The 22,339-nt window shown below is 43.7% G+C and carries 10 protein-coding genes and 1 riboswitch; of the genes, 7 read left to right on the top strand and 3 right to left on the bottom strand.

All coding sequences use genetic code 11. From position 1 onward, the window contains the following. From ACLGGR_RS13425 to ACLGGR_RS13435, 3 genes are all read right to left on the bottom strand, one after another. Positions 1–387 carry a competence protein ComJ gene (locus ACLGGR_RS13425; protein WP_142946728.1) on the bottom strand — a complete coding sequence of 129 codons (387 nt, stop codon included), beginning with the start codon at positions 385–387 and terminating at the stop codon, positions 1–3. A gap of 120 nt (positions 388–507) precedes the next feature. Next, positions 508–2,205: a methyl-accepting chemotaxis protein gene (locus ACLGGR_RS13430; RefSeq protein WP_410973242.1), complete on the bottom strand. Its 1,698-nt coding sequence runs from the start codon at positions 2,203–2,205 to the stop codon at positions 508–510. A gap of 127 nt (positions 2,206–2,332) precedes the next feature. After that, positions 2,333–2,761, bottom strand: coding sequence for a NucA/NucB deoxyribonuclease domain-containing protein (locus tag ACLGGR_RS13435; RefSeq protein ID WP_142946730.1), 429 nt, complete (start codon positions 2,759–2,761; stop codon positions 2,333–2,335). Positions 2,762–3,128: 367 nt separating this feature from the next. Between ACLGGR_RS13435 and ACLGGR_RS13440 the strand changes: the two genes are divergently transcribed. The 7 genes from ACLGGR_RS13440 to ACLGGR_RS13470 all read left to right on the top strand — a co-directional run bounded on the left by ACLGGR_RS13440 (position 3,129) and on the right by ACLGGR_RS13470 (position 22,339). Then, positions 3,129–5,198, top strand: a complete 2,070-nt coding sequence (locus ACLGGR_RS13440; RefSeq protein WP_251216854.1) for a hydantoinase/oxoprolinase family protein — start codon at positions 3,129–3,131, stop codon at positions 5,196–5,198. Continuing rightward, positions 5,188–7,176: a hydantoinase B/oxoprolinase family protein gene (locus ACLGGR_RS13445; RefSeq protein ID WP_410973243.1), complete on the top strand. Its 1,989-nt coding sequence runs from the start codon at positions 5,188–5,190 to the stop codon at positions 7,174–7,176. The genes ACLGGR_RS13440 and ACLGGR_RS13445 overlap by 11 nt, the downstream gene beginning before the upstream one ends. Continuing rightward, positions 7,173–8,258 (top strand): ABC transporter substrate-binding protein, encoded by a 1,086-nt coding sequence (locus ACLGGR_RS13450; protein WP_267587750.1) that lies wholly within the window; start codon positions 7,173–7,175, stop codon positions 8,256–8,258. The genes ACLGGR_RS13445 and ACLGGR_RS13450 overlap by 4 nt, the downstream gene beginning before the upstream one ends. A gap of 8 nt (positions 8,259–8,266) precedes the next feature. Then, positions 8,267–9,358: an ABC transporter ATP-binding protein gene (locus ACLGGR_RS13455; protein WP_251216855.1), complete on the top strand. Its 1,092-nt coding sequence runs from the start codon at positions 8,267–8,269 to the stop codon at positions 9,356–9,358. Beyond that, entirely contained in the window at positions 9,358–10,227 is an 870-nt protein-coding gene (locus tag ACLGGR_RS13460) for an ABC transporter permease (protein ID WP_142946736.1), read from the top strand. The genes ACLGGR_RS13455 and ACLGGR_RS13460 overlap by 1 nt, the downstream gene beginning before the upstream one ends. Beyond that, positions 10,220–11,023 carry an ABC transporter permease gene (locus ACLGGR_RS13465; RefSeq protein WP_024424298.1) on the top strand — a complete coding sequence of 268 codons (804 nt, stop codon included), beginning with the start codon at positions 10,220–10,222 and terminating at the stop codon, positions 11,021–11,023. Before ACLGGR_RS13460 ends, ACLGGR_RS13465 begins: the two co-directional genes overlap by 8 nt. Before the next feature lie 367 nt (positions 11,024–11,390). Continuing rightward, positions 11,391–11,484: riboswitch (cyclic di-GMP riboswitch) on the top strand. 139 nt (positions 11,485–11,623) lie between these two features. Continuing rightward, entirely contained in the window at positions 11,624–22,339 is a 10,716-nt protein-coding gene (locus ACLGGR_RS13470) for a non-ribosomal peptide synthetase (RefSeq protein ID WP_458773721.1), read from the top strand.

Raw genomic sequence — 22,339 nt, forward strand, 5'->3', positions numbered from 1 at the left:
CTACACCGTTTGGAAATTTACATAATAAACGTCTTGACCAGGCTGCTGTGAGGTATAGCAGGTAAGCTGATAGTCTCCTTTTGGAATGGAGAAAGACAGCACTTGGGCCATGACGCTTGTGATATAAACTTGATCACTTGTATGCGTAAAGGGCACTGTTATGGCTCTATCAACCGAGACTTGGGGCTCATCGCTATTTAATGTCACAACAATAGACGCTTTTCCATTATTGACCCCTTCAAAGGAAACTCCTTGATCTCCAGTTGCATATCCTTGAAGAATGTCCTCATCTGTCCAATCAATGATAGGTGGTGTTTCGCTTCCGGTGTATACAGTGATTTGGTGATAGGAGATAGATAGGGAATAGGCTTGGTTCAAGTGATTCATATAAAAAACTCCTTTATTTATGAATTTTTGTTGGAACGTGAATGGTTGAAAGAGTGATTCTTGAGGAGAGTGTTAGGCAGCAAGACGATTGTCGCCGTCTTGCGCTATTTGTTGTGGGATCTAGATGTGAAATTGCGAGACCATTGCTTTTAAATCTCCTGCTAAATGGGCGAGCGCTTCTGATGAAGCTGTTACTTCTTCCATTGCAGCAAATTGTTCTTCTGTTAAACCGGCTACTTGCTGTGAATGTTCACTCGTTCGTTTAACGCCTTCTGTAATAGAGGCGAAAGACTGTTTCGCATCGTTTGTATAAGCTGCGATTTTTTGAGATGCACTTGATAAATGTTTTATGCCATCTGCCATTTCTCTCATTGACTGCTGGATATCATGAAATGATTCCTCTGTATGAGAGATAAGGACAGCCCCTTGAGCAGCTTCCTCTCTTACTCGTTTGATGGCATTCGTCGAATGAGTCATCTCTTTTTGTATTTCAGAAATGAGACGGGAAATCATGTTTGATGATGCTTGAGATTCTTCAGCGAGCTTTCTCACTTCGTCTGCGACTACAGCAAACCCTTTTCCATGCTCACCTGCCCGTGCTGCTTCAATTGCTGCATTTAGAGCAAGCAGGTTTGTTTGACTGGCGATATCTGTAATGACTTTGGAAATATGATCAATTTCAGCTGAACGTGTTTCCAACGCTTGAATCGCTGTACCGTTTTCTTCAATTGATTTTGCAATAGACGTCATTTGTGAATGAACTTCACCGATATTGTGTACACCTTTTTGGGCCACTTCTTGTGCGGAGTGACTTCTTGAAGCCATTTGTCCTGCATTTTCAGTGATGTTTGCCAGCTCGTTTGATACTTGAATCATCGTGTGCTCACTGGCTGTCATTTGAGCTGATTGTTCTTCCGATGATTGTGCTACTTCTTGAATCGTGTGGGTGATTTTTTCTGATGCTGCACTCGTTTCTTCTGCGCTAGCTGACAGCTGCTCAGAGGATGTGGCCACTAATTCAGACGTGTTCATGACATTTAGAATGGTTTGATTTAGTTTTTCACGCATCTTATTGAAATGACCAGCCAGGTCAGACAATTCATCACCGGCAGTATCCGTTACATTGATGGTTAAATTACCTTCGCCTGCACTCTTAATGGCAGAAGCCATATGCTTGAGACGCGCCTGAATCCGCTTAGTGAAAATAGAAATAATGATGACTGAAACGCTCAGACTTAACAAAAGGACGATGACAAATTTTATATAGAATGACTGAAGCATTTGTGAAATCATGCTTTGATTGGCGCCTGTATAAAAAATACCAATTGTTTTGCCTGCTTCATTTTTGATCGGCATATAAGCCGTTTGATAATCTTTCCCGGCAACATTTGCTGTGCCGTAATAGTTTTCTCCTTTATCTAAAACAGTGGTCTTCACTTCAGGAGAGACTTCTGTACCTACAGCTCGTTTCCCGTTTAATAAGACATTCGTGGCAACACGGGTATTTCCTTGAAAAATCGTGATGGTATCACCGGTATATTCGGCTAATTGATCAACCAATTGGTTATGATCATTGATTTGAGTATTTCCTTTGTATAGCTTGTCCTCTTTTATCTGCCACGAGCCTGCTACTTTTTCATTCAGATAGGCGTAGCCTAGCTTTAAATCACCTTTTGCTTTTTCAGTTGCCATTTGCTTGATGTTTTCTGTCATTTCGCGATTCACCACATAACCAACAACTGCGGAAAAGATGATGAGGACACTTAAAAAGATCAGCAAAATTTTGGCACCAAGCCTCAGTTTTCCTTTTTTCTTCATGCTTTTTGACTCCTTTAGGTATAAGGTAGGATATCCCTCCTTAAGGATTATCGGCATGAAAAAAATGTTTAAAATACCTGCAAGCAGTCATGTGAAAATTTTTTTAATATAGAAAAGGGAAAGGCTGTTAATCGATGATAAATTGAATTCTTGTGCCGTCAGGATCATCCGATAATTGATGACTTACCCATGAGCCTGCGCCTCTATTATCTGAAGGGCGTACATATTTCACAGAAGCTCCTGTGCCTCCTTCTTTACACATTGCCATTGGCCATTCGTCCCGATCATATCCGCGCTTTGTTGGAATGCCATGTAGTGATCGATCCCTCTGTTCATCGCTATGTTTACGGTCAATTGTGCAAATGGACGAATGACCTTCATCAATGGCTTCTTCTATGTGCTTGGCTGTTTCGGGATAGCGATCTGATGGAAAGTGAATGGTTTTGTCATAAGATGAATTCGCTGTCTCTTGTTTCCCTTGCTCCAGCTTGATATAGCCTGTTGCTACACCAATGACAATTAATAAAAGCAAGAGAATGATTTTAAGAAGTTTCATAGATGCGGGCTCTCTTTCTTGTTTGCGTATTTTGTAAACAGAAGTATAGCAGAATTACTTACCAATTTCTCCTGGTTTTGAAAAAACGTCTTTTAAAATTCAAAAAACAGATTTTACTCGATCTCTTGCTTTTCATTTTTGTAGAAATTCATAAAATTTTTAATTTTGTGGTTTATAAAATGATTATGCTCATTCAAAATGGCATTATCACTGCTTTATTAGTTAATTTCAAGATTTTAACACACAGAAATATCAAAAAAATAAAATTGACTAAACCTATATGCTTTAATAATATGGAATCAAATATCAAAAAATGTCGTAATTTATCGAAATATGATTCTAATTACATTGCAGGGAGGAAGTACAAATGGCGGATGTCTCATATCGGCTCGGAATAGACATAGGCGGCACATTTACTGATTTATCGCTGATAAATGAAGCAACAGGGGTGCTGACTGAACTTAAGACGCCTACAGTGACAGATGACCCAGCTCAAGGAATTATCAATGGGCTAAATCTTCTAAAAAAAAGGGGTGTTGATTTATCCAAAATCCAATACCTCGTTCACGGTATGACAATCGGTCTTAATACATTATTGCAGCGAAAAGGAGCAGATTTAGCCCTTTTTGTGACGGAAGGCTTTCAAGATATATTGTCACTTCAACGTTTACGACTACCCATTCCTTATGACTTCAATTCTCGTTTGCCAGAACCATTGATACCACGAAAGCATGTATATCCAATTTCTGAAAGGTTGATACACGATGGTACGATCAAAAAACCTCTCCATCTGCAGCAATTAGATGATGCAGTCCAGCATGTTATGTCTAAAAAGCTAGCAGGTATCGTCATTTCTTTTTTACATAGTTATCAAAACCCAGTTCATGAATTACAGGCAAAAGCCTATATCAATCATCATTATCCGCAGTTAGAAGTCCTTACCTCATCTGAATTATGGCCTCAAATGAGGGAATACGAGCGTACAGTGATGTCTGTGGTTAATTTGTACATTCAACCAAAGGTGAAACAGTATTTACAAACATTGAAAAGCCGTTTGAAGGAAGAAGGTGTACCAATTTCTCCATACATTACACAGTCAAATGGTGGTTTAATGGATGCAGAAAGTGCAGCTGCCTCACCTGTTAAGACTCTCTTTTCTGGCCCGGCAGCTGGTGTCATCGGTGCAGCAAGAATTGCAGCATCAGCGAGCGAACCCAACCTGATCACTTTTGATGTCGGGGGGACGAGTGCAGACATCTCGATTATTCAAAATGGACAGCCGACAATGGCTCAATCGAATCAGCTTTCAGGTTTCCCTATTATTCTTCCATCTGTTGCGATGTATTCAATAGGAGCAGGGGGAGGTTCGGTCGCATGGATTGATCAGGGAGGGCTTCTCAAAGCAGGACCGGAATCAGTTGGCTCAAACCCGGGACCCGCTTCGTATGGAAAGGGAGAAAAAGCGGCTTTAACCGATGCGTTTCTCATATGCGGTTATCTCAATCAAGAACGTTTTGCCGGAGGACATTTACAATTACAACTGTCTGCGGCGAAAAAGGCCTTTCAGCCAATTGCTGATCAGCTCAACAAAACGGTTGAAGAGGCGGCTGACCAGCTCATTCAAGTAGCCGTAGCCAATATGTACACGGAATTAAGCAATGTCATGGAGCAGCAAGGGTTTGACCCTAGAGATTTTAGTTTGCTGGCGTTTGGCGGAGCAGGACCGGTTGTGGCGAATTTCCTTGCGAGAGAAATTCATGCGAAAAATGTGGTTGTTCCTCCAAGTCCGGGTACATTATGTGCGTTAGGTGCTTTAACAGCTGATTTTATTCATGATGCGGTGCTGTCTAAGAAAATATGCTTACAAGACTATTCGATCAACCAACTAAAACAAGATTATGAGATGCTGTCGCGAAAAGCGACTGATTGGGTCAGTCAGCAGAACATTCAGCATATCAATCAGACATCCATTCTATTATTAGCAGACGCGCGTTATCAAGGACAGGCATTTGAGATTGAATTGCCATTATCAATTGATTGGCTAAAGCAGGAACAAGATATCCACCAACTCATTGAAGCCTTTCACAAATTGCATCAGCGTCAATATGGCCATAGGGATGATCAGGCAAAAATCGAATTTACTCATTTACGCGTTCGAGTTATAGGCGAGACGCCTTCGCTGCCTTTCTCACCTGTTCATGAAAGCAGCGGTCAGTCTTTGAAACCATATGAATATAGACGAATCTTTATAGAAGAAAAAGAATACGAAGCATCGGTTTATAACCGGGATACGCTGTCAGTAGGTTCTATTGTAAATGGGCCTGCCGTTATTGAGCAGGATGATACGACAACGTTAATTTTGCCAAACTGGTCAGGCAGCATTGATCAATCAGGTAACTTGGTGATTTCAAAGGAGGCGGTTTTACATGAGAACTGACCCAGCAAAACTTGAGATGATGCGCAGTTATTTTAATGCGATTGCATCGGGTATGGGACATGTCATTGAACGGACGTCATTTACGACCTTCGTCAAAGAATCTGCTGATTTTGCGACAGCATTAGCCACACCTTCTGGAGATTTCTTTGTTTATCCGAAGACAGTAGGTGTGACGATCTTTTTAGGGCTGAGTCTAAGAAAAGCGATTGAAGAAAGCGGGCCGATGCAGCCAGGAGACATTATCATCACAAATGATCCTTATACGACAGATGGTTTGGCGACTCACCTTCCAGATGTCCATATCATTAAGCCGATTTTTGTAGATGGTGAAATTGTCAGCTATGCTTGGTCTTTTGTTCATGTCAGTGATGTGGGCGGACTTGTGCCTTCGAGTATTTCACCGACAGCGACGGATGTTCATCAAGAAGGATTAAGAATTCCGCCAGTAAAAATTTATGAAGGTGGGAAAGAGAATCAGGTCGTACGTACCTTTTTAAGAGCTAACAGCCGCTCTAGTCATTTAAATGATGGTGATATCAATGCGATGATTGCTGCAGTCAATACAGCAGATATTCGGTTAAAAGAAATGATTGAGAAATTTGGAAAAAACGAAGTGAAACAAGGAATGATAGACTTGCTGAAGCAAGCAGAGGATCGTGCTGGAAAGGTCATTGAAGCTATACCTGATGGAACGAGTGAATTTGCTGATTATTTAGATGATGATATGATTTCGGACGTCCCTATTCGGTTGAAAATCAAGCTAACGATCAAAGGAAAACAGCTGACGCTCGATTTTTCTGAGTGTGATCCGCAAGTAAAAACAGCCTTTAACCTTGTCACCAATGGTCAGAAGCATTCCTTTCTTTATCAAGGGTTGATTAATTACATCATTAGTAAGGATCCTTTTATACCGATCAATGGTGGAATAACGTATCCAATTGAAGTAATCTCTCCTAAAGGAACGCTGGTGCATCCAGAATACCCTGCCTCTGTCGGAATTAGGCATTCAATTACGATGAGGCTGTACAATGTCGTGCTAGGCGCCATTGGTAAGCTGTTACCTGAAGCAGTGCCGGCAGCAGGAGCAGGTCAATCTGCCATTGTGGTTCTCTCTGTACCTGATGATCGAACGGGAGGCAGGAAAATGTCCGTTGTCGAGCCATTAGGCGGAGGCGGCGGTGCTCAAAATGGTACTGATGGAGTGGACGGTATTGATCATTCATCTGGCTTTTTGAAGAATACCCCAATTGAGAGCTTGGAACAGCATATTGATATTCATGTTCATCGATATGAGCTTCTGCCGAATACAGGTGGAGCTGGTGAAAATCGAGGCGGACATGCGATTGGTTTGGAATTTGAAATGATGAAGCCTGAATCGATGGTGACAGCACGAGGAATGGAACGGATGAAGTTTCAGCCTTGGGGATTAATGGGCGGCCGAGCAGGAGCGATTGGTGAGGTCAAGCTGATCACAGCAAATGGTGAGAAACAAAATCAGCCCAAAATAGATGTTCTGCGCCTTGAAAAAGGTGATATCGTTCAATTGGTTTCACCAAGTGGAGGCGGCTGGGGGAATCCATTTGTTAGAAAGAAAGAAAAAGTCCTCCAGGAAGTGGAAGCAGGTCTATTAAGTGAAGAAAGAGCGCTGCAGCAATATGGTGTGAAAGTGTATTTAGACCAAAATGAATGGAAGATTGATGAAGTGCAAACGAGCAGGGTGCGTGAAAAGGTTGATGATCCTGCATCTACTGAGTTGTGGGATTTCGGAGAACAAAGAACAGCTTATGAGAAAGTATGGACGGACGAAGCCAGCAGTGAGCTAGCCGTTCAGCTGCGTTCTTATCCGGCTAATGAACGTACGCACTATAAACATGCAGTTCATCAACATTTCAGTCATAGAAATGAGCCGTTAACAAAGGAAGATATTACTCAAGCACTTCGTCAAATGAATGGACAAAAAGGGGGAAATGAATCATGAAAAGAAGATTAATCGCTATTTTTGCAGGTATCCTATCAATCGTTTTACTGCTGACCGCTTGTGGTGGAAATGGAAAGGATCAAGGCAAACAGCAGCAGACCGTGATTGTTGGTGTATATGGAGGCGATTGGGAAAAGAATATCAAACCAATCCTTGAAAAGTTCGAAAAAGATACGGGAATTAAAGTGCAAACCGTCTCTGGGGCGGATTCTGAATGGTTTACAAAATTAAAAGCGTCAAATGGTAAAAATCCACCGTATGACTTGCTTATTTTACAGCCTGATACGATTCAAAGAGGCATCGCAGCAAACGTTCTTGCGCCTATCGATGAAGATCAAGCACCGAACGTCAAAAAACTTTACCGCTCTGTCCAAAAGAAGCTCACTGTTGATGGAAAACAATATGCAGCAGGCTTTAGTATGGGTCAGCTTGGAATTGCTTATAGAAAAGACCTCGTAAAGCAGGAACCAAACAGTTGGACTGACCTATGGAGCAGTCAGCTGAAAGGGAAGGTAGCCATTTCATCTCCGACTTATTCAGCCGGTTTGCAATTTTTCTCTGCACTTGTTCATGCTCAAGGGGGGACAGAATCAAATCCTAAGGATATTGATAAAGCATTTAAAAGTCTCGCGCAATTAAAAGGTCATGTAGCTGCTTTTCCAGATAACCCAGGATCGATTCAAACCTTGTTAGAACGTGGCGACGTCGCGGCTGTTCCATATTGGGACGGGCGAGTATTTGCACTTGAAGAAGAAGGAATGGATATTGGTTTCTCCTATCCGAAAGAAGGCGCTGTTGCAGCTGTTGCGAGCTGGGCTTTAACGAAGGGAAATCAGCATGAAGAAGCGGCATACAAACTATTAAACTACTTAAGTGGTAAAGAAGCTCAGGAGGCTTTCTCTGAAAAATCTTATTATGGCATGTCGAATTCTGATGTGAAATACGGTGACAAGATTAAGGGGAAAGTGAAAGTCGGAGAGAATTACTACAGCAAGCTGACTTGGGTAGATTATGAAACAGCGACCTCGGAGCTTGGCAATTGGACAAATAGATGGAACGAAGTATTAGGCGGAGGAAAATAGGTGATCGCATGAGTGGAATCCATTTAGAACACATCAGTCAGCACTTCGGTGAGCAGATTGCTCTTAACGATGTCAGTCTTACGGTGAATGAGGGGGAGTTTTTCTCCCTTCTTGGTCCTAGCGGCTGCGGAAAATCAACGTTATTAAACATCATTGGCGGTTTTTTAGAACCAACAAAAGGTGTCGTCTATATTGGTGATCAGGATGTAACAGCTTTGCCGCCTTACCAAAGAAAAACAGGTATGGTCTTTCAAAGCTATGCACTTTTTCCGCATCTGACTGTATTTGATAATGTGGCGTACGGGCTAAAGGTTCAAAAGAAAAAGAAGGCGGAAATCAAAGAGAAGGTGATGGAAAGCTTGTCTCTTGTTCAATTAGAGGCATTTGCGAAACGGATGCCCCACCAATTAAGCGGTGGTCAGCAGCAGCGGGTAGCAATTGCAAGAGCGCTGGCGATTCAGCCGGCTGTCCTCCTTCTTGATGAACCGCTTAGCAACCTAGATGCTAAACTGAGAAAAAACATGCAGACAGAGCTTCGAAATATTCAAAGGAATGTCGGGATTACAACCATTCTCGTGACACATGATCAAGAGGAAGCTTTAAGTCTTTCTGATCGAGTTGGGATTTTAGGAGAGGGAAAAATCCAGCAGATTGGAACACCTTTAGAGGTGTACCGTCAGCCAAACAATCGATTTGTAGCTGAATTTATCGGACAGGTGAACATCTTTGAGGCCGTCTACAATGAATCTGATGCTGCATTTACGGTTTCTCATATAACCCATTCAAACGGTCAAAAGCTTCAGCTGCAGGCTGCGGCGCATCAAAAGAAGAAGGAAAAGCAGTTACTTATGCTGCGTCCTGAAAGAATCAGCATCTCTTCAGAGCGGGAGGAAGCTCGGCCAAACCATGTATCAGGCGTGCTGTCAGATGTGAGTTATATTGGGCATTCATTACGTTTGGTTGTGGGGCTTGATCATGGTGAAATCATTGTCCATGCTTCTGATGCTGCATTTCCTGAGCTGCCTAAAGTTGGAGAAACCGTTCATATCCATTGGCAGCCTGAAGATATTGTTTTCTTAGATTCGAAGGTGCATACGTGATGCGAATCAAGAAAAAGAATCAACGATTTCATTGGTTTATGCTGCTGCCAGCCTGTTTGTTTCTTGTTGTATTTTTACTAGCTCCGCTTGTGATGATGCTCGTCCTCAGTTTTCGCGATGTCGATTCGATGATGAATACATTACAAACGTATAGTTTTTCTCAATATATTCATGTGTTCACGACAGATGCATATGTGAAGGCGATTGGAAGTACTGTGTGGGTGGCTTTGCAGACAACGGTGATTTGTTTATTGATGGCATACCCCGCAGCATACTTGCTCGTCAAAGCACCTAATCCGCGTCTGCGGGCATTTTTCTATATCTTACTTGTATCGCCGCTTTTGACAAGTGTTGTGATTCGGACGTTTGCATGGATTGTTCTTCTTTCGCAAAATGGTCTGATCAATGGCATGCTACTAGATTTACATGTGATTGAGAAGCCGCTCTCGATGCTGTGGAATATGAATGCGGTCATTATTGCCTATGTCCAAGTCATGCTGCCATTTGCAGTACTGCCTATTGCAACGAGCCTAACCGATATGGATCGTCATTTAAGACCGGCTTCTATGAGTCTTGGAGCTGGCCGTATTCGAACCTTTTTTCATGTCACCTTACCGCTGACCATTCCAGGCATGGTGACTGGCGCGATCATCGTCTTCTCACTGGCAGCAGGAAGTTATATCACCCCGCTTTTAGTCGGCGGACGGATGCAGCCGCTGCTGCCGCTGTCAATTTATCAGCAGGTGATGCAGGTATATAATTTGCCTCTTGCTGCAGCTATGTCCTTTACATTGTTGGTTTGTGTGCTTGTGGTGGTCAGTCTATTAAGCTATTTCTTGAAGCGTTGGGAGGCGAGGATGCATGCGTAAAAAATCAATAGGTGACCGCTTGCTTTCCATCCTGATTTGGACTGCTGGATCATTGGTTTATCTTTTTTTAACCATACCTGTTCTTGTGATCGTCCTATCTGCTTTTAGTCCAAATGCTTTTCCTGAATTTCCACCGACTTCGTTCTCTGTTCGCTGGTTTCATGAGGTCGTGTCAAATCCAGAATGGATGGAATCTCTTCGGATCAGTGTGATTCTGCTATTCATCGTGACGCCTCTCACGGTTCTTTTAGGGACAATGGCTTCGTATGCTTTAGCAAGGCTTTCCTTTAAGGGAAAGGAGGCTGTCCAAGCTTTCATTCTGTCACCTCTCATGATTCCTCAGGTGGTATTAGGGATTGCTATGCTTTACTTGTTTACGGCTATGGGATTTACAGGGTCTTTGTGGGCGCTCGTTATTGGCCACGTCATCATTGGTTTTCCTTATGTGGTTCGAACGGTAGGCGTAAGTGTTTCGAATTTAGATCCGCGGCTTGAGCTGGCTTCAATGAATCTTGGTGCAGGACCCATTCGCACGTTTTTTCGAGTCACACTGCCTTTGATTAAACCGGGAATCATTGCAGGCGGGGTGTTTTCAGCTGTGACGTCATTTGGGGAAATATCAATCAGTTTGTTCGTTTCCTCTCCTCAAACCATCACAATTCCCGTCAGGACCTTTAATTACATTGAGCAGACCTTTGATCCGAGTGTCAATGCGATATCTGTCATATTTATTATCATTTCTATCATTGCGCTGCTCATTATTGAGAAAACGATTGGTCTGTCTAAGGTGATGTAAATATAATGAAGAAACAAGGAGTTGTCATTTGAAATGGCAGCTCTTTTTTTGTTGTTTTTACAGTAAAAAAATTCATTTTTTTAGGGAATGTAGTTCTTAAGATTTAAGAATTTGCGGGGGACGAAAGGAGACCTCTATCCTACATTTTCGGTCATATTTTCAAAATTTAAGGGAAAATATGAAATTTTTGCGGTATTTAGTCGATTATTTTCGGTTGAACGCAACTATTATTAGTTATTTTCGGTAAATATCGTCAAACATCAGGTGATACCTTCGGTATGACGCATGAATCTTTACACCCATTTTTCGGTGAAAAAAACAATATTTTCATATAAAGTGGACGTAAATAGAAAATATCTAAAAGAAAAGAAGAAAAAGGCAAATCTATGGAAACATAGAGACGCAAAGCCATGTCCTAAGGTAAATGATTCTTTTTTTGCTATGGTCGGCAGGCTACCGAATGAAAATGGGAGTCCCTCCGTTTTATTCGGGGTGGGCTCCTTTTCTGTTAAACCGTCTATTTTAATGAAATAGACTTGGTTCTTTTGATATAGAGGGTGCAGGGTGAAATTGGTGGAGAAAACATAGAAGAGGCGGAGGATGAGAATGAATACAGTTTATTACCCCTTAACACATGCGCAAAAGCGAGTATTCTACACGGAAAGATTTTATCCAGGTACAAGTATTTCTAACTTGGGTGGTTTCGCCAGATTGAGATCAGTATCAGGTCTCGATCCTTCTTTGGTCGTTGATGTGCTTCAAGCGTACATTCGACAAACTGACTCTCTTCGGCTGAGGCTCGTGTATCGAGATGAAGAGGAGGAGCCCGTTCAATATATCAAACCTTATGAAAAACAGTCGATTCGCATGGAGAAGGGCTGGAGTGAAGAGGAAGTAAGGGCTTGGGCAAACGAGCAAATTCGTGAGCCGATGCCATTGATTGACAGCCCCTTGATTGAATTTACGGTGTTTCAAATCAGTGATCAAGAGTGCTGGCTGTTCTGTAAAGCACATCATATTGTGGCGGATGGTATTTCCATCATTCTAATGGGAAATCGCATTATTGATTTATATCATGACATGCTGCAAGGAGTAGACATCTCGCCAGTTGAGGAGATTTCCTTCGTTGATCACATCATGAGTGAGCAGACCTATGAATCTTCTAAACGTTTTCAAAAAGACCAAGCTTTTTGGAATGAGCAATTTGCTCATATTCCAGACTTCGCATCATTAAAGCCGCATAAGGGATACGAGATGAGTTTACATGCGGAGCGATTTTCAGGGGATGTTCCAGATTCTTTAAAGGAGAAGCTTCGTGTCTTTTGTGAAGAGCAGAAAGTCAGCATGCTTTCAATGTTTATGTCCACTGTCTATATTTACTTACATCGTTTTAGCGGTATGGAAGATGTCGTTCTTGGAACCTTTATGGGCAACCGGACGAATGCCAAAGAAAAAAAGATGATTGGGATGTTTGTATCCACGATTCCAATGCGGGCATCTGTTCAAGGGTCGCAATCGTTTCTTGATTTCGTAAAGCAGGTCATGGCGGATCAAATGAAGATCTTACGTCATCAAAAGTACCCTTACAATCTGCTCATGAATGATTTGCGGGAAAGAGAAGGGTTTACAGGACGTCTTTTTGATATTTCTTTAGAATATCAGGTCATGCAGTGGCAGAAAAAAGAGAATTTGTCGTTCATTACTGAACCGATTTTTAGCGGGAGCGGAATGAATGACATTTCAATACATGTGAAAGACCGCTGGGATACTGATACATTGACCATTGATTTGGATTACCGTACAGATGTATTCACAGAAGAAGAAATGAGTAAGATGTTTGATCGATTCTTGATATTACTAGAAGCGGCGGTCTCTCAGCCTGATCAGCTGATCGGGACACTGCCTTTACTTTCAGCAGGTGAACAAAAGGAGCTGCTGCAATTATCTGAGGGAGAATCTTTTGAAAGACCAGCAGCAAAACCGGTTCATCACATGTTTGATGAGACAGCAAACAAGTATGCAGATCGGGCAGCTGTTGTAGCAGAAAATGGAACAATTACTTATGGAGAGCTGCAACAACAGGCAGAAAAGCTGGCGCAGTTTTTACAAATGAAAGGTATCTCACGTGATGTGCCTGTTGCTGTTCTAATGGATCGGAAGACAGATGCCATGGTGGCGGTCTTCGGCATATTAAAGGCTGGCGGGGCATATGTACCAATTGATCCGGCACTACCTGAGGAGCGCATTCAATTTATTGTGGAGGATTCAGGTGCCTCTATTGTGTTAACAGAGGAATCGTTCATTCAAGAGTATCCAGCCCTCTCGGAAAAATTGATCGTGCAGCAGCAAATATTATTAGATGATGGACGGCTGCCTGAGCTTATAGATCAGACGGCGCCGGATGATTTAGCCTACATGATTTATACATCGGGTACGACTGGAAAGCCGAAGGGCGTCATGATTGAGCATCTTCAGCTGCATCATTTGGTCCATGCTTTGCATCATGAGATTTATCAAGGGACGAATGAGTTACAAATGGCGCTTCTAGCCCCATTCCATTTCGATGCATCTGTGAAACAAATCTTTGCTGCCCTTTTATTTGGACATACGCTTCATATCATCCCGCGAGAAACGACGAGAAATGGCATGCAGCTAGCGGCTTATTACAGAAAACATCAAATTGAAGCGGCAGATGGAACTCCGGCGCATGTGCAGCTTTTACTTGCAGCGGATTTGGACGGGCTGTCATTGACGCACATGTTAATTGGGGGAGAAGCGCTGCCTGCGAAAGCGGCACGTTCACTCATCGAAGCGGTTCGTATGAGTCAGCCTGATTTTACTCTGTGGAATGTGTATGGTCCAACTGAGACGTGTGTGGATGCGGCGGTTCATCGTCTGGATCTCAGTGAGCTGAGCGAATCAACTGAACAGCGTTATGTTTCGATTGGCAAACCGCTTGGTCATCATCGTATTTATATTTTAAATGAGCATGATCAATTACAGGTGCATGGGGCAGCCGGAGAACTATGCATTGCCGGTATAGGTGTTGGGCGAGGCTATGTGAATCAGCCTGAATTGACAGAGAAGGTCTTCACGGCAGACCCGTTTTCTCCGGATGAGCGGATGTATCGAACGGGCGATCTAGTCAGGTGGCTTCAAGATGGCACGATTGATTATCTTGGCAGAATGGATGATCAAGTGAAAATAAGGGGTTACCGCATAGAAACAGGCGAGATTGAAGCGGTGATGGAGCAGGTAGATGGAGTTGATAAAGCTGTCGTGCTAGTGGTCGATGAAGCGGATGGGGAAAAGGCGTTAAGTGCTTACTATCAAGCTCGTCAAGAAGGTGTGTCTGTTGACATGCTGCAAGCGGCTATCAAACATCAGCTTCCAGCATACATGATGCCTCTTTATTTCAAAGAGCTTGATGCTTTTCCACTCACAGTGAGCGGCAAAGTCGACCGTCGTGCACTTGCTGCGTTAAAAGGTGATAGAGCGGTTCATGCTGTTTATACGGCACCTAGAAACGATATAGAAAAGAAGCTTGTTCATTTGTGGGAAGACATTCTTGATCAAGAGAAGATCGGTGTATATGATTCTTTCTTCGATCGAGGCGGGCATTCGCTCAAAGCGATGACCGTACTTACACAGGTTCAGCGAGACTTGCAAGTGGAGGTGCCGCTGTCCGTTTTATTTGAACAGCAGACGATTGCTGCTTTGGCTGCTTATATTGAGCAGGCAGATAGGTCTTCTGAAACGGTGATACCAAAAGCGCCGGCGGCAGATCATTATCCATTGTCGCCTCCACAGCAGCGCGTCTATATGGTGAGTCAATTGGAACAAAGCATTGCATATCATATGCCTGCTGTTGTGAGGTTAAAAGGAACTGTGCAGCTTGAGAGGCTGACTGAAGCCTTTGAAAGGCTGATCTCACGACATGATATGCTGCGTACTTCTTTTCATACGATAAAAGGTGTTCCTCGTCAGCGGATCGCTTCATCAGTGTCCTTTCAAATAGAACAGCTGACAGACGGTACGATGGAAGAAAACATGCAGCAATTTGTCAGACCTTTTGATCTTGAGTGTGCACCACTTCTTAGAATTGGTTTGCAGTCATTGCATGATCAGGAGCATTTGCTCTTTTTCGATATGCATCATCTGATTTCAGATGGTCTTTCGATCGATTTAATGCTGCGTGAGCTGTCAAATGCTTACGAGGGATCGGTTAGAGCACCATTGAAGCTTCAATATCAAGATTATGCTGTTTGGCAACAGCACCAAGGTTTTCAAAAAGAAGAGGCATTCTGGCTGCAAGAATTTTCGGGGGATATTCCTGCTTTACAGCTGCTGACCGATTATCAGCGTCCAGCTGTCCAGTCTTTCGCAGGTGATCGTGTCATCAAAGAAATAGATGAAGCGTTAAAGAATCAATTACAGGAGCTCGCAGCGAATCATCACACGACACTGTATACGGTTCTGCTTTCTGCTTACTATACATTGCTTGCGAAATATACGGGTCAAAAGGAATTTGTGGTCGGAACACCAGCGGCAGGGCGTGTGCATACAGATTTGAATGATATGATCGGTATGTTTGTCCAGACACTTGCTTTGCGGTCGGAGGTAGATCCGAATGGAACCATGTCTCAGCTGATTGAGCAAGTAAAGAAAAAGACGATGCAGGCATTTGAGCATCAGCAATATCCATTTGAACGGCTGCTTGAAAAGCTGAATGTGCCAAGAGATTTTAGCCGTCATCCATTGTTTGATACCGTCTTTACACTCGCGCCGGATCATGGAGCAGCCCAGCATATTGGAGACATGCTGGTCGAGGTTGAAGAAACCAATTTCCATATTGCGAAATTTGATTTAACACTGCAAGCCATGGAGTCAGATCAAGGTTTATCCTTTGTACTTGATTACAGTACGGCGCTATTTAAGCGAAGTACAGCAGAACAGATGCTTAAACACTATGTTTATCTGCTGGAACAGATGGTTCAAACACCGCAGGAAGCTATTCAATCCTATCGATTATTGTCTGAACAAGAAGCAGAAGCTCAGCTAAATATGTGGAATCCGTTACCTTCGCCTTATCCAACAGAAGAAACTATTGTGACGCAGTTTGAAAAACAGGTGCATCAGCATGGTCATCAGCCTGCATTGCAATGTGAAGATGTGGTTCTTTCTTATCAAAAGCTGAATGAACGAGTGAATCAGCTGGCTCATTATTTACGTGAAAAAGGTTTTGAAAAAGGGATGAAAGCGGCCTTATTCTTTGAACGATCCAATGAAATGGTGCTCTCTGTTTTGGCTGTGCTTAAGGCGGGCGGTGTCTATGTACCAATTGACCCCGATTTCCCTGATGAGCGCGTGAAGCACTTTTTAACAGACAGCGGTGCACAATTCTTATTGACACATCAAGTGCTGCGCCATCGCTCGGTGCTCACTGCATTTGAGGGAACCATCATAGAAATAGAAGATCAAGCGATTGCTCAGCAGTCAGACAGCCCTATAGATGCTCATATTTTACCTGAGGACTTGGCGAATTTGACCTATACATCAGGTACAACAGGTAAGCCTAAAGGAAATATGGTGACACACCGGAACATTTTGAGAACGGTGAAGCAATCGAATTATCTCACGGTTCATCATGAGGACACGGTGATGAGTATTTCAAACTATGTATTTGATGCCTTTATGTTTGATGTGTTTGGTGCTTTATTAAACGGAGCGAAACTCATTGTTCTGCCAAAGGACCATATCTTAAACATGAATGAGCTTTCTGGAGCGATTGAGAAGGAAAAAGTCAGTATTTTAATGATCACGACAGCTCTTTTTCACTTACTCATCGATATGAAAAAAGACAGCCTGAAGAATGTAAGAAAAGTGCTGTTTGGCGGAGAACGTGCTTCTGTGCCTCATGTAGTGACTGCACTTGAGATAGTTGGGAAAGACAAGCTTGTTCATATGTACGGACCTTCTGAGAGCACAATTTTCACCACATATTATCCTGTGAATCACATTGAGAAGCAGGCGTTATCCATCCCAATCGGAAAGCCAGTGAGTCAAACGGCTGTTTATATTGTAGATGAGTTTGGACATGTTCAGCCGCCGGGCGTGGCGGGAGAGCTATGTGTCGCTGGTGATGGACTGGTGAAAGGATATTATAAGCAGCCAGAACTAACAAACGAAAAGTTTGTCAAAAATCCTTTCCGCCCTGAAGAGACCATGTATAAAACGGGCGATCTTGCACGCTGGCTGTCAAATGGAGATATTGAATTCATTGGACGGATCGATCATCAAGTGAAGATTCGCGGACAGCGTATCGAGCTTGGAGAAATTGAACATCAGCTGCTGCGGCATCCTCAGGTGAAGGAAGCTGTCGTCATTGCTGCGCCGAATGATACGTTATGTGCGTATTTCACAGCAGAAGGATCTGTCTCATTAACTGATTTGCGCGAGCAAGCAGGACGTGAACTGCCTGTGTATATGATGCCGGCATTTTTCATGCAATTAGACGAGCTTCCTTTGACGAATAACGGCAAGGTCGATAGGCGGGCGCTGCCAGCACCTGATCTCAGTGAACAGGGGACAAATGAATACACCTCTCCTCAAACAGAAACAGAGCGTCTGCTGGCGAACATTTGGGAGGAAGTTCTTGAAGTGCCGCGAATCGGCAGGCACGATCATTTCTTTGAATGCGGGGGCCATTCGCTGCGAGGTATGAAAATGCTGAACAGGCTGTATGAAGAGATGCAGGTGGAGCTCACTTTGAAGTCTTTATTTGAATCCCCAACATTAGAGGCGTTTGCCCTTGCGGTTGATCAAGCGGATCAAACGGAGATCAAGCGAGTGGAAAACGCCAAAGAGGCGGCCTATTATCCAGTGACATCTGCTCAGAAAAGACTGTTTGTTTTGGAGAAAATGACTGATGCGGAGCAAAGCTATCACATGCCGGCTGCCTTAAAGCTAGAAGGCATATTCGATGAAAAACGCTTTGAAAAGGCAATTGATCAGCTAGTCCAACGTCATGAAGCTTTCCGAACGAGCTTTGATTTTGTTCAGAATGAACCCGTTCAACGGATTGAAACAAATGTCTCTATAGACATTGAAAAAATTGAACAGAACGGCCGGGATATACAGGAATTGATGAATGACTTTATCAGGCCATTTGATGTAGAAAAAGCGCCTTTACTCAGAATAGGGCTGGTTTCCGTCTCCGTAAATGTCCATTATTTACTGATTGATATGCATCATATCATTTCAGATGGTGCGTCTGTTGGCATTTTAATTGAGGAGCTTTCAGTCCTGTATCGAGGAGACAAATTAGAGGAATTGCCTGTTCAATATAAGGATTATGCTGTTTGGTCAAAAAGTGAGGCATCTGCTGCGCAAAAAGCAGCTGAAGAGGCATTCTGGCTGGATCAATTACAAGGGGAGCTGCCTGTACTGGCACTGCCGGAAGATCTGCCGAGGCCAAAAGTGCAAACATTCGCAGGAGATCGTGTCTCATTTAAGATCGAAGGTTCGCTTAAAGCGAAATTGGACGAACTCGTTAGAGCGCTCAACAGTACGACCTATACAGTCCTGCTTGCTGGCTACAGTCTTCTTTTAAGCAAGCTTTCAAGACAAGAGGATATCATCATTGGTTCTCCGGTTGTGGGCAGAACGCATCCTGATATTCAATCTGTGATCGGCATGTTTGTGAACACGCTGGCACTTAGAACAAAACCAGCAGGACATCAGACAGCTGCTGAATTTGCGTCAAATGTTCATCAGCTTGTGTTAGAGGCAAACGAGCATCAGCTGTACCCATTTGAAGAATTGGTAGATCAGGTGCAAACGGTTCGAGATACAAGCCGCCATCCAATTTTTGACGTGGTATTCTCAATGGAAAATGCGGATATTCGTGATTTATCAATGGATGGGCTTCACATTGTTCCACAGGCATTCGAAGAGAATATCGCCAAATTTGATTTGACCTTAACTGGAAACGAATCCGCAGATCAAATTGAGCTCGTGTTTGATTTTAATTGTTCTATCTTTCAAAAGTCGTCAATTGAAAAGTGGAAAGAATATTTCCTTCATTTGCTGGAACAAATGGTGTCATCACCAAATCAATCGTTAGATCAAATGCAATTATTGTCACCGCAGCAACAGCAAAAACAGCTGAACGAATGGTCAGGACCTGCCCTTGATGTCCCGTCAGATCAAACCGTTCATGCGCTAATTGAGTCTAGGGCACAAGAAGCACCTCATCAAAAAGCAGCGACCTTCTGCGGAATAAGCTGGACGTATAAAGAGCTGAACAGCCGGGCGAATGTAGTCGCTTCAAGGCTCATCGCAAACGGCACAAAACCAGGCGACCGTGTCGGCATTCTCACCCGCCCATCTCTTGATATGACTGCCGCTGTCCTTGGTGTCCTCAAGGCAGGTGCGGTATTCGTTCCAATTGATGCGGACTATCCAGCGCAGCGTATTGCGTACATGCTGGAAGACTGCGGGGCAGAGGTACTTCTGATGCAGAAAGGACTTACTGCACCAGCTTCATTCACAGGTCATGTCCTGTTCATAGAAGATGCGGTAGAAGGAGAAGCTCACGAGATTCGGGTTCATATCAAACCAACAGATCTCGCCTACATGATTTATACCTCTGGGACGACAGGACAGCCGAAAGGTGTCATGGTCGAGCACCAGTCCCTTGTGAATCTTGCATTCTGGCACAATGATGCCTTCCAAGTGACGAACAAGGATCGAACTGCGAAATATGCCGGCTTTGGCTTTGACGCTTCCATTTGGGAGATGTTCCCGACATGGATCGCCGGCGCAGAGCTGCATATCATCGACGAAGCAATTCGCCTCGATATGATCAAGCTTAATGCGTATTTCAATGAAGAAGGGATCACCATTGCCTTCCTGCCAACGCAGTTATGCGAGCAGTTTATGTCAATGGACAACCATTCTCTGCGCTACTTACTAACAGGCGGAGACAAGCTGAAACAGGTGAAGCCAGTTCCATATAAACTCATCAATAACTACGGTCCAACAGAAAATACGGTTGTAGCGACAAGCGGAGTCATCAATCCAGATCAAGGCACGCTTCCGATTGGAACAGCGATTGCCAATACACGTTTCTACATCATGGGTTCGTTATATGACCTGTCGCCGCCAGGCGTACCGGGCGAGCTTGTGATTGCAGGAAAAGGGCTGGCGAGAGGCTACTGGAATCTTCCAGAGGAAACAGATAAACGATTTGTCCCAGATCCATTTTATCCAGGCGAGCGCATGTACCGCACAGGCGATTTAGTGAAATGGACAGAGGATGGCGAGCTAATTTATCTCGGCAGAATAGACCATCAGGTCAACATTCGGGGCTTCCGGATTGAGCTGTCAGAAATTGAAGCGCAGCTCCTGACGCTGGATTCGGTCAAAGAAGCCGTTGTGACCACGGTCAAAGATGCGGGTGATCAGGACGCCCTTGCCGCTTACGTGATCACGGAGAATGATCCAGATACAGAGAACTTAAAAGAAAGCCTGAAACGAACGTTGCCTGAATATATGGTGCCAGCATGGATCATAAAGCTAGACCAATTTCCAATGACGGCCAATGGAAAGGTCGATCTCAAAGCATTGCCAGCACCTGATATCGAAGCGAATCAAACGGTATACGAAGCCCCAAGAGACGAAGTGGAAACACTGCTTTGCGGCATTTGGGAAGATGTCCTTGGCGTCAGCCAAGTCGGCATTCACGATCACTTTTTCTTCCTTGGTGGAGATTCGATTAAAGGTATCCAAATGGCAAGCAGACTCACGCAAGCGGGCTGGAAGCTCGATATGAAACTTTTATTCCAGTACCCAACGATTGCGGAGCTGCGCCCATATATTGAGGAAGCTGATCAAATGACAGCTGACCAATCACCTGTCGAAGGAGAAGTCATTTTAACACCGATTCAGCGCTGGTTCTTTGAACGAAACTTTACGAATCAGCATCATTGGAATCAATCGGTTATGCTTCATGCGCCGAATGGCTTGAATGAGGAAATCGTTCAGCAAGTGCTGGAGCAGCTCATGATTCATCATGATGCATTGCGAATGGTGTATCCGCTCGAAGAAGGGCGCGTCATCCAGCGTCATCGAGGAATCGAGGAAAACAATGTGGCAATTGATATGGTGGAAGTAAAAGGAGAGCTGTCGCAGCAGATCCAGCAGGTAGAGAAGCTGGCAAATGAAGTGCAGGCGAGTATGTCGCTAGCGGAGGGACCACTAGTGAAACCTGCCATTTTCCGAACGGACCAAGGGGACCATTTATTGCTCGCTGTACATCACCTTGTCATTGATGGTGTGTCATGGCGTATTTTCCTTGAAGATTTCATGGCTCTTTATGAACAGTCGAAGCGCGGGGAAACTCTTACCCTTCCTGAAAAAACACACTCCTTCCAAGAATATGCCCAAAAGCTGACTGAATACGCTGTGTCAGATGAGCTGCTATCGGAAAGAGATTATTGGAAAAAGGTACTTGCGCATTCCGTTCCTCCGCTTCAAAAGGATCATGTCACGGGGGATCAACGAATGCTTCATACAGAGACCCTTCGTTTTACATTGTCTGAGGAGGAAACGCACAGTCTGCTGACGGATGTACATGAAGCCTACCAAACGGAAATCAATGATATTTTGCTGACGGCATTAGGATTGTCCATGAAAGAGTGGACAGGTGAAGACAGACACTTTATTCATCTTGAAGGGCACGGGAGAGAGGACATCCTCCCTGGGGTCAATGTATCACGGACCATTGGCTGGTTTACTAGTATGTATCCAGTATTACTGGATATGTCGCATGCAGACGATCTTTCTTATCAAATCAAGCATTTAAAAGAGGAACTCAGGCACATTCCGAACAAGGGGATCGGCTATGGCGTTTTAAAATACTTAACGCCTGACAAGATGAAGGACGATATCGATTTTCAAGCCACACCCGATATCAGCTTTAACTATCTTGGTCAGTTTGATGAACAGATCGGCGGCGAACTGAGACGCTCTGCATGGCATGCAGGACAATCGCTGAGCCCTGAATCCGAGAAACCTCATGCGCTAGATATTGTTGGTTTCGTAGAACAAGCAATGCTCCATGTGACAATTTCCTATCATCACCTTGAATTCGAAGAACGTACGATGGAACAGTTCAAGGAACTTCTAGAAAAGAATGTGAAGGCATTGATCTCACATTGTCGATCACAGGATGAGAGTCAGATCACACCTAGTGATGTGGGGGATGAGGATCTCACCATGGATGAACTTGAAAAGCTAATGGACCTATTTTAA

Source organism: Bacillus sp. BD48 (assembly GCF_046566805.1).
GTDB lineage: Bacteria > Bacillota > Bacilli > Bacillales > Bacillaceae > Bacillus > Bacillus safensis.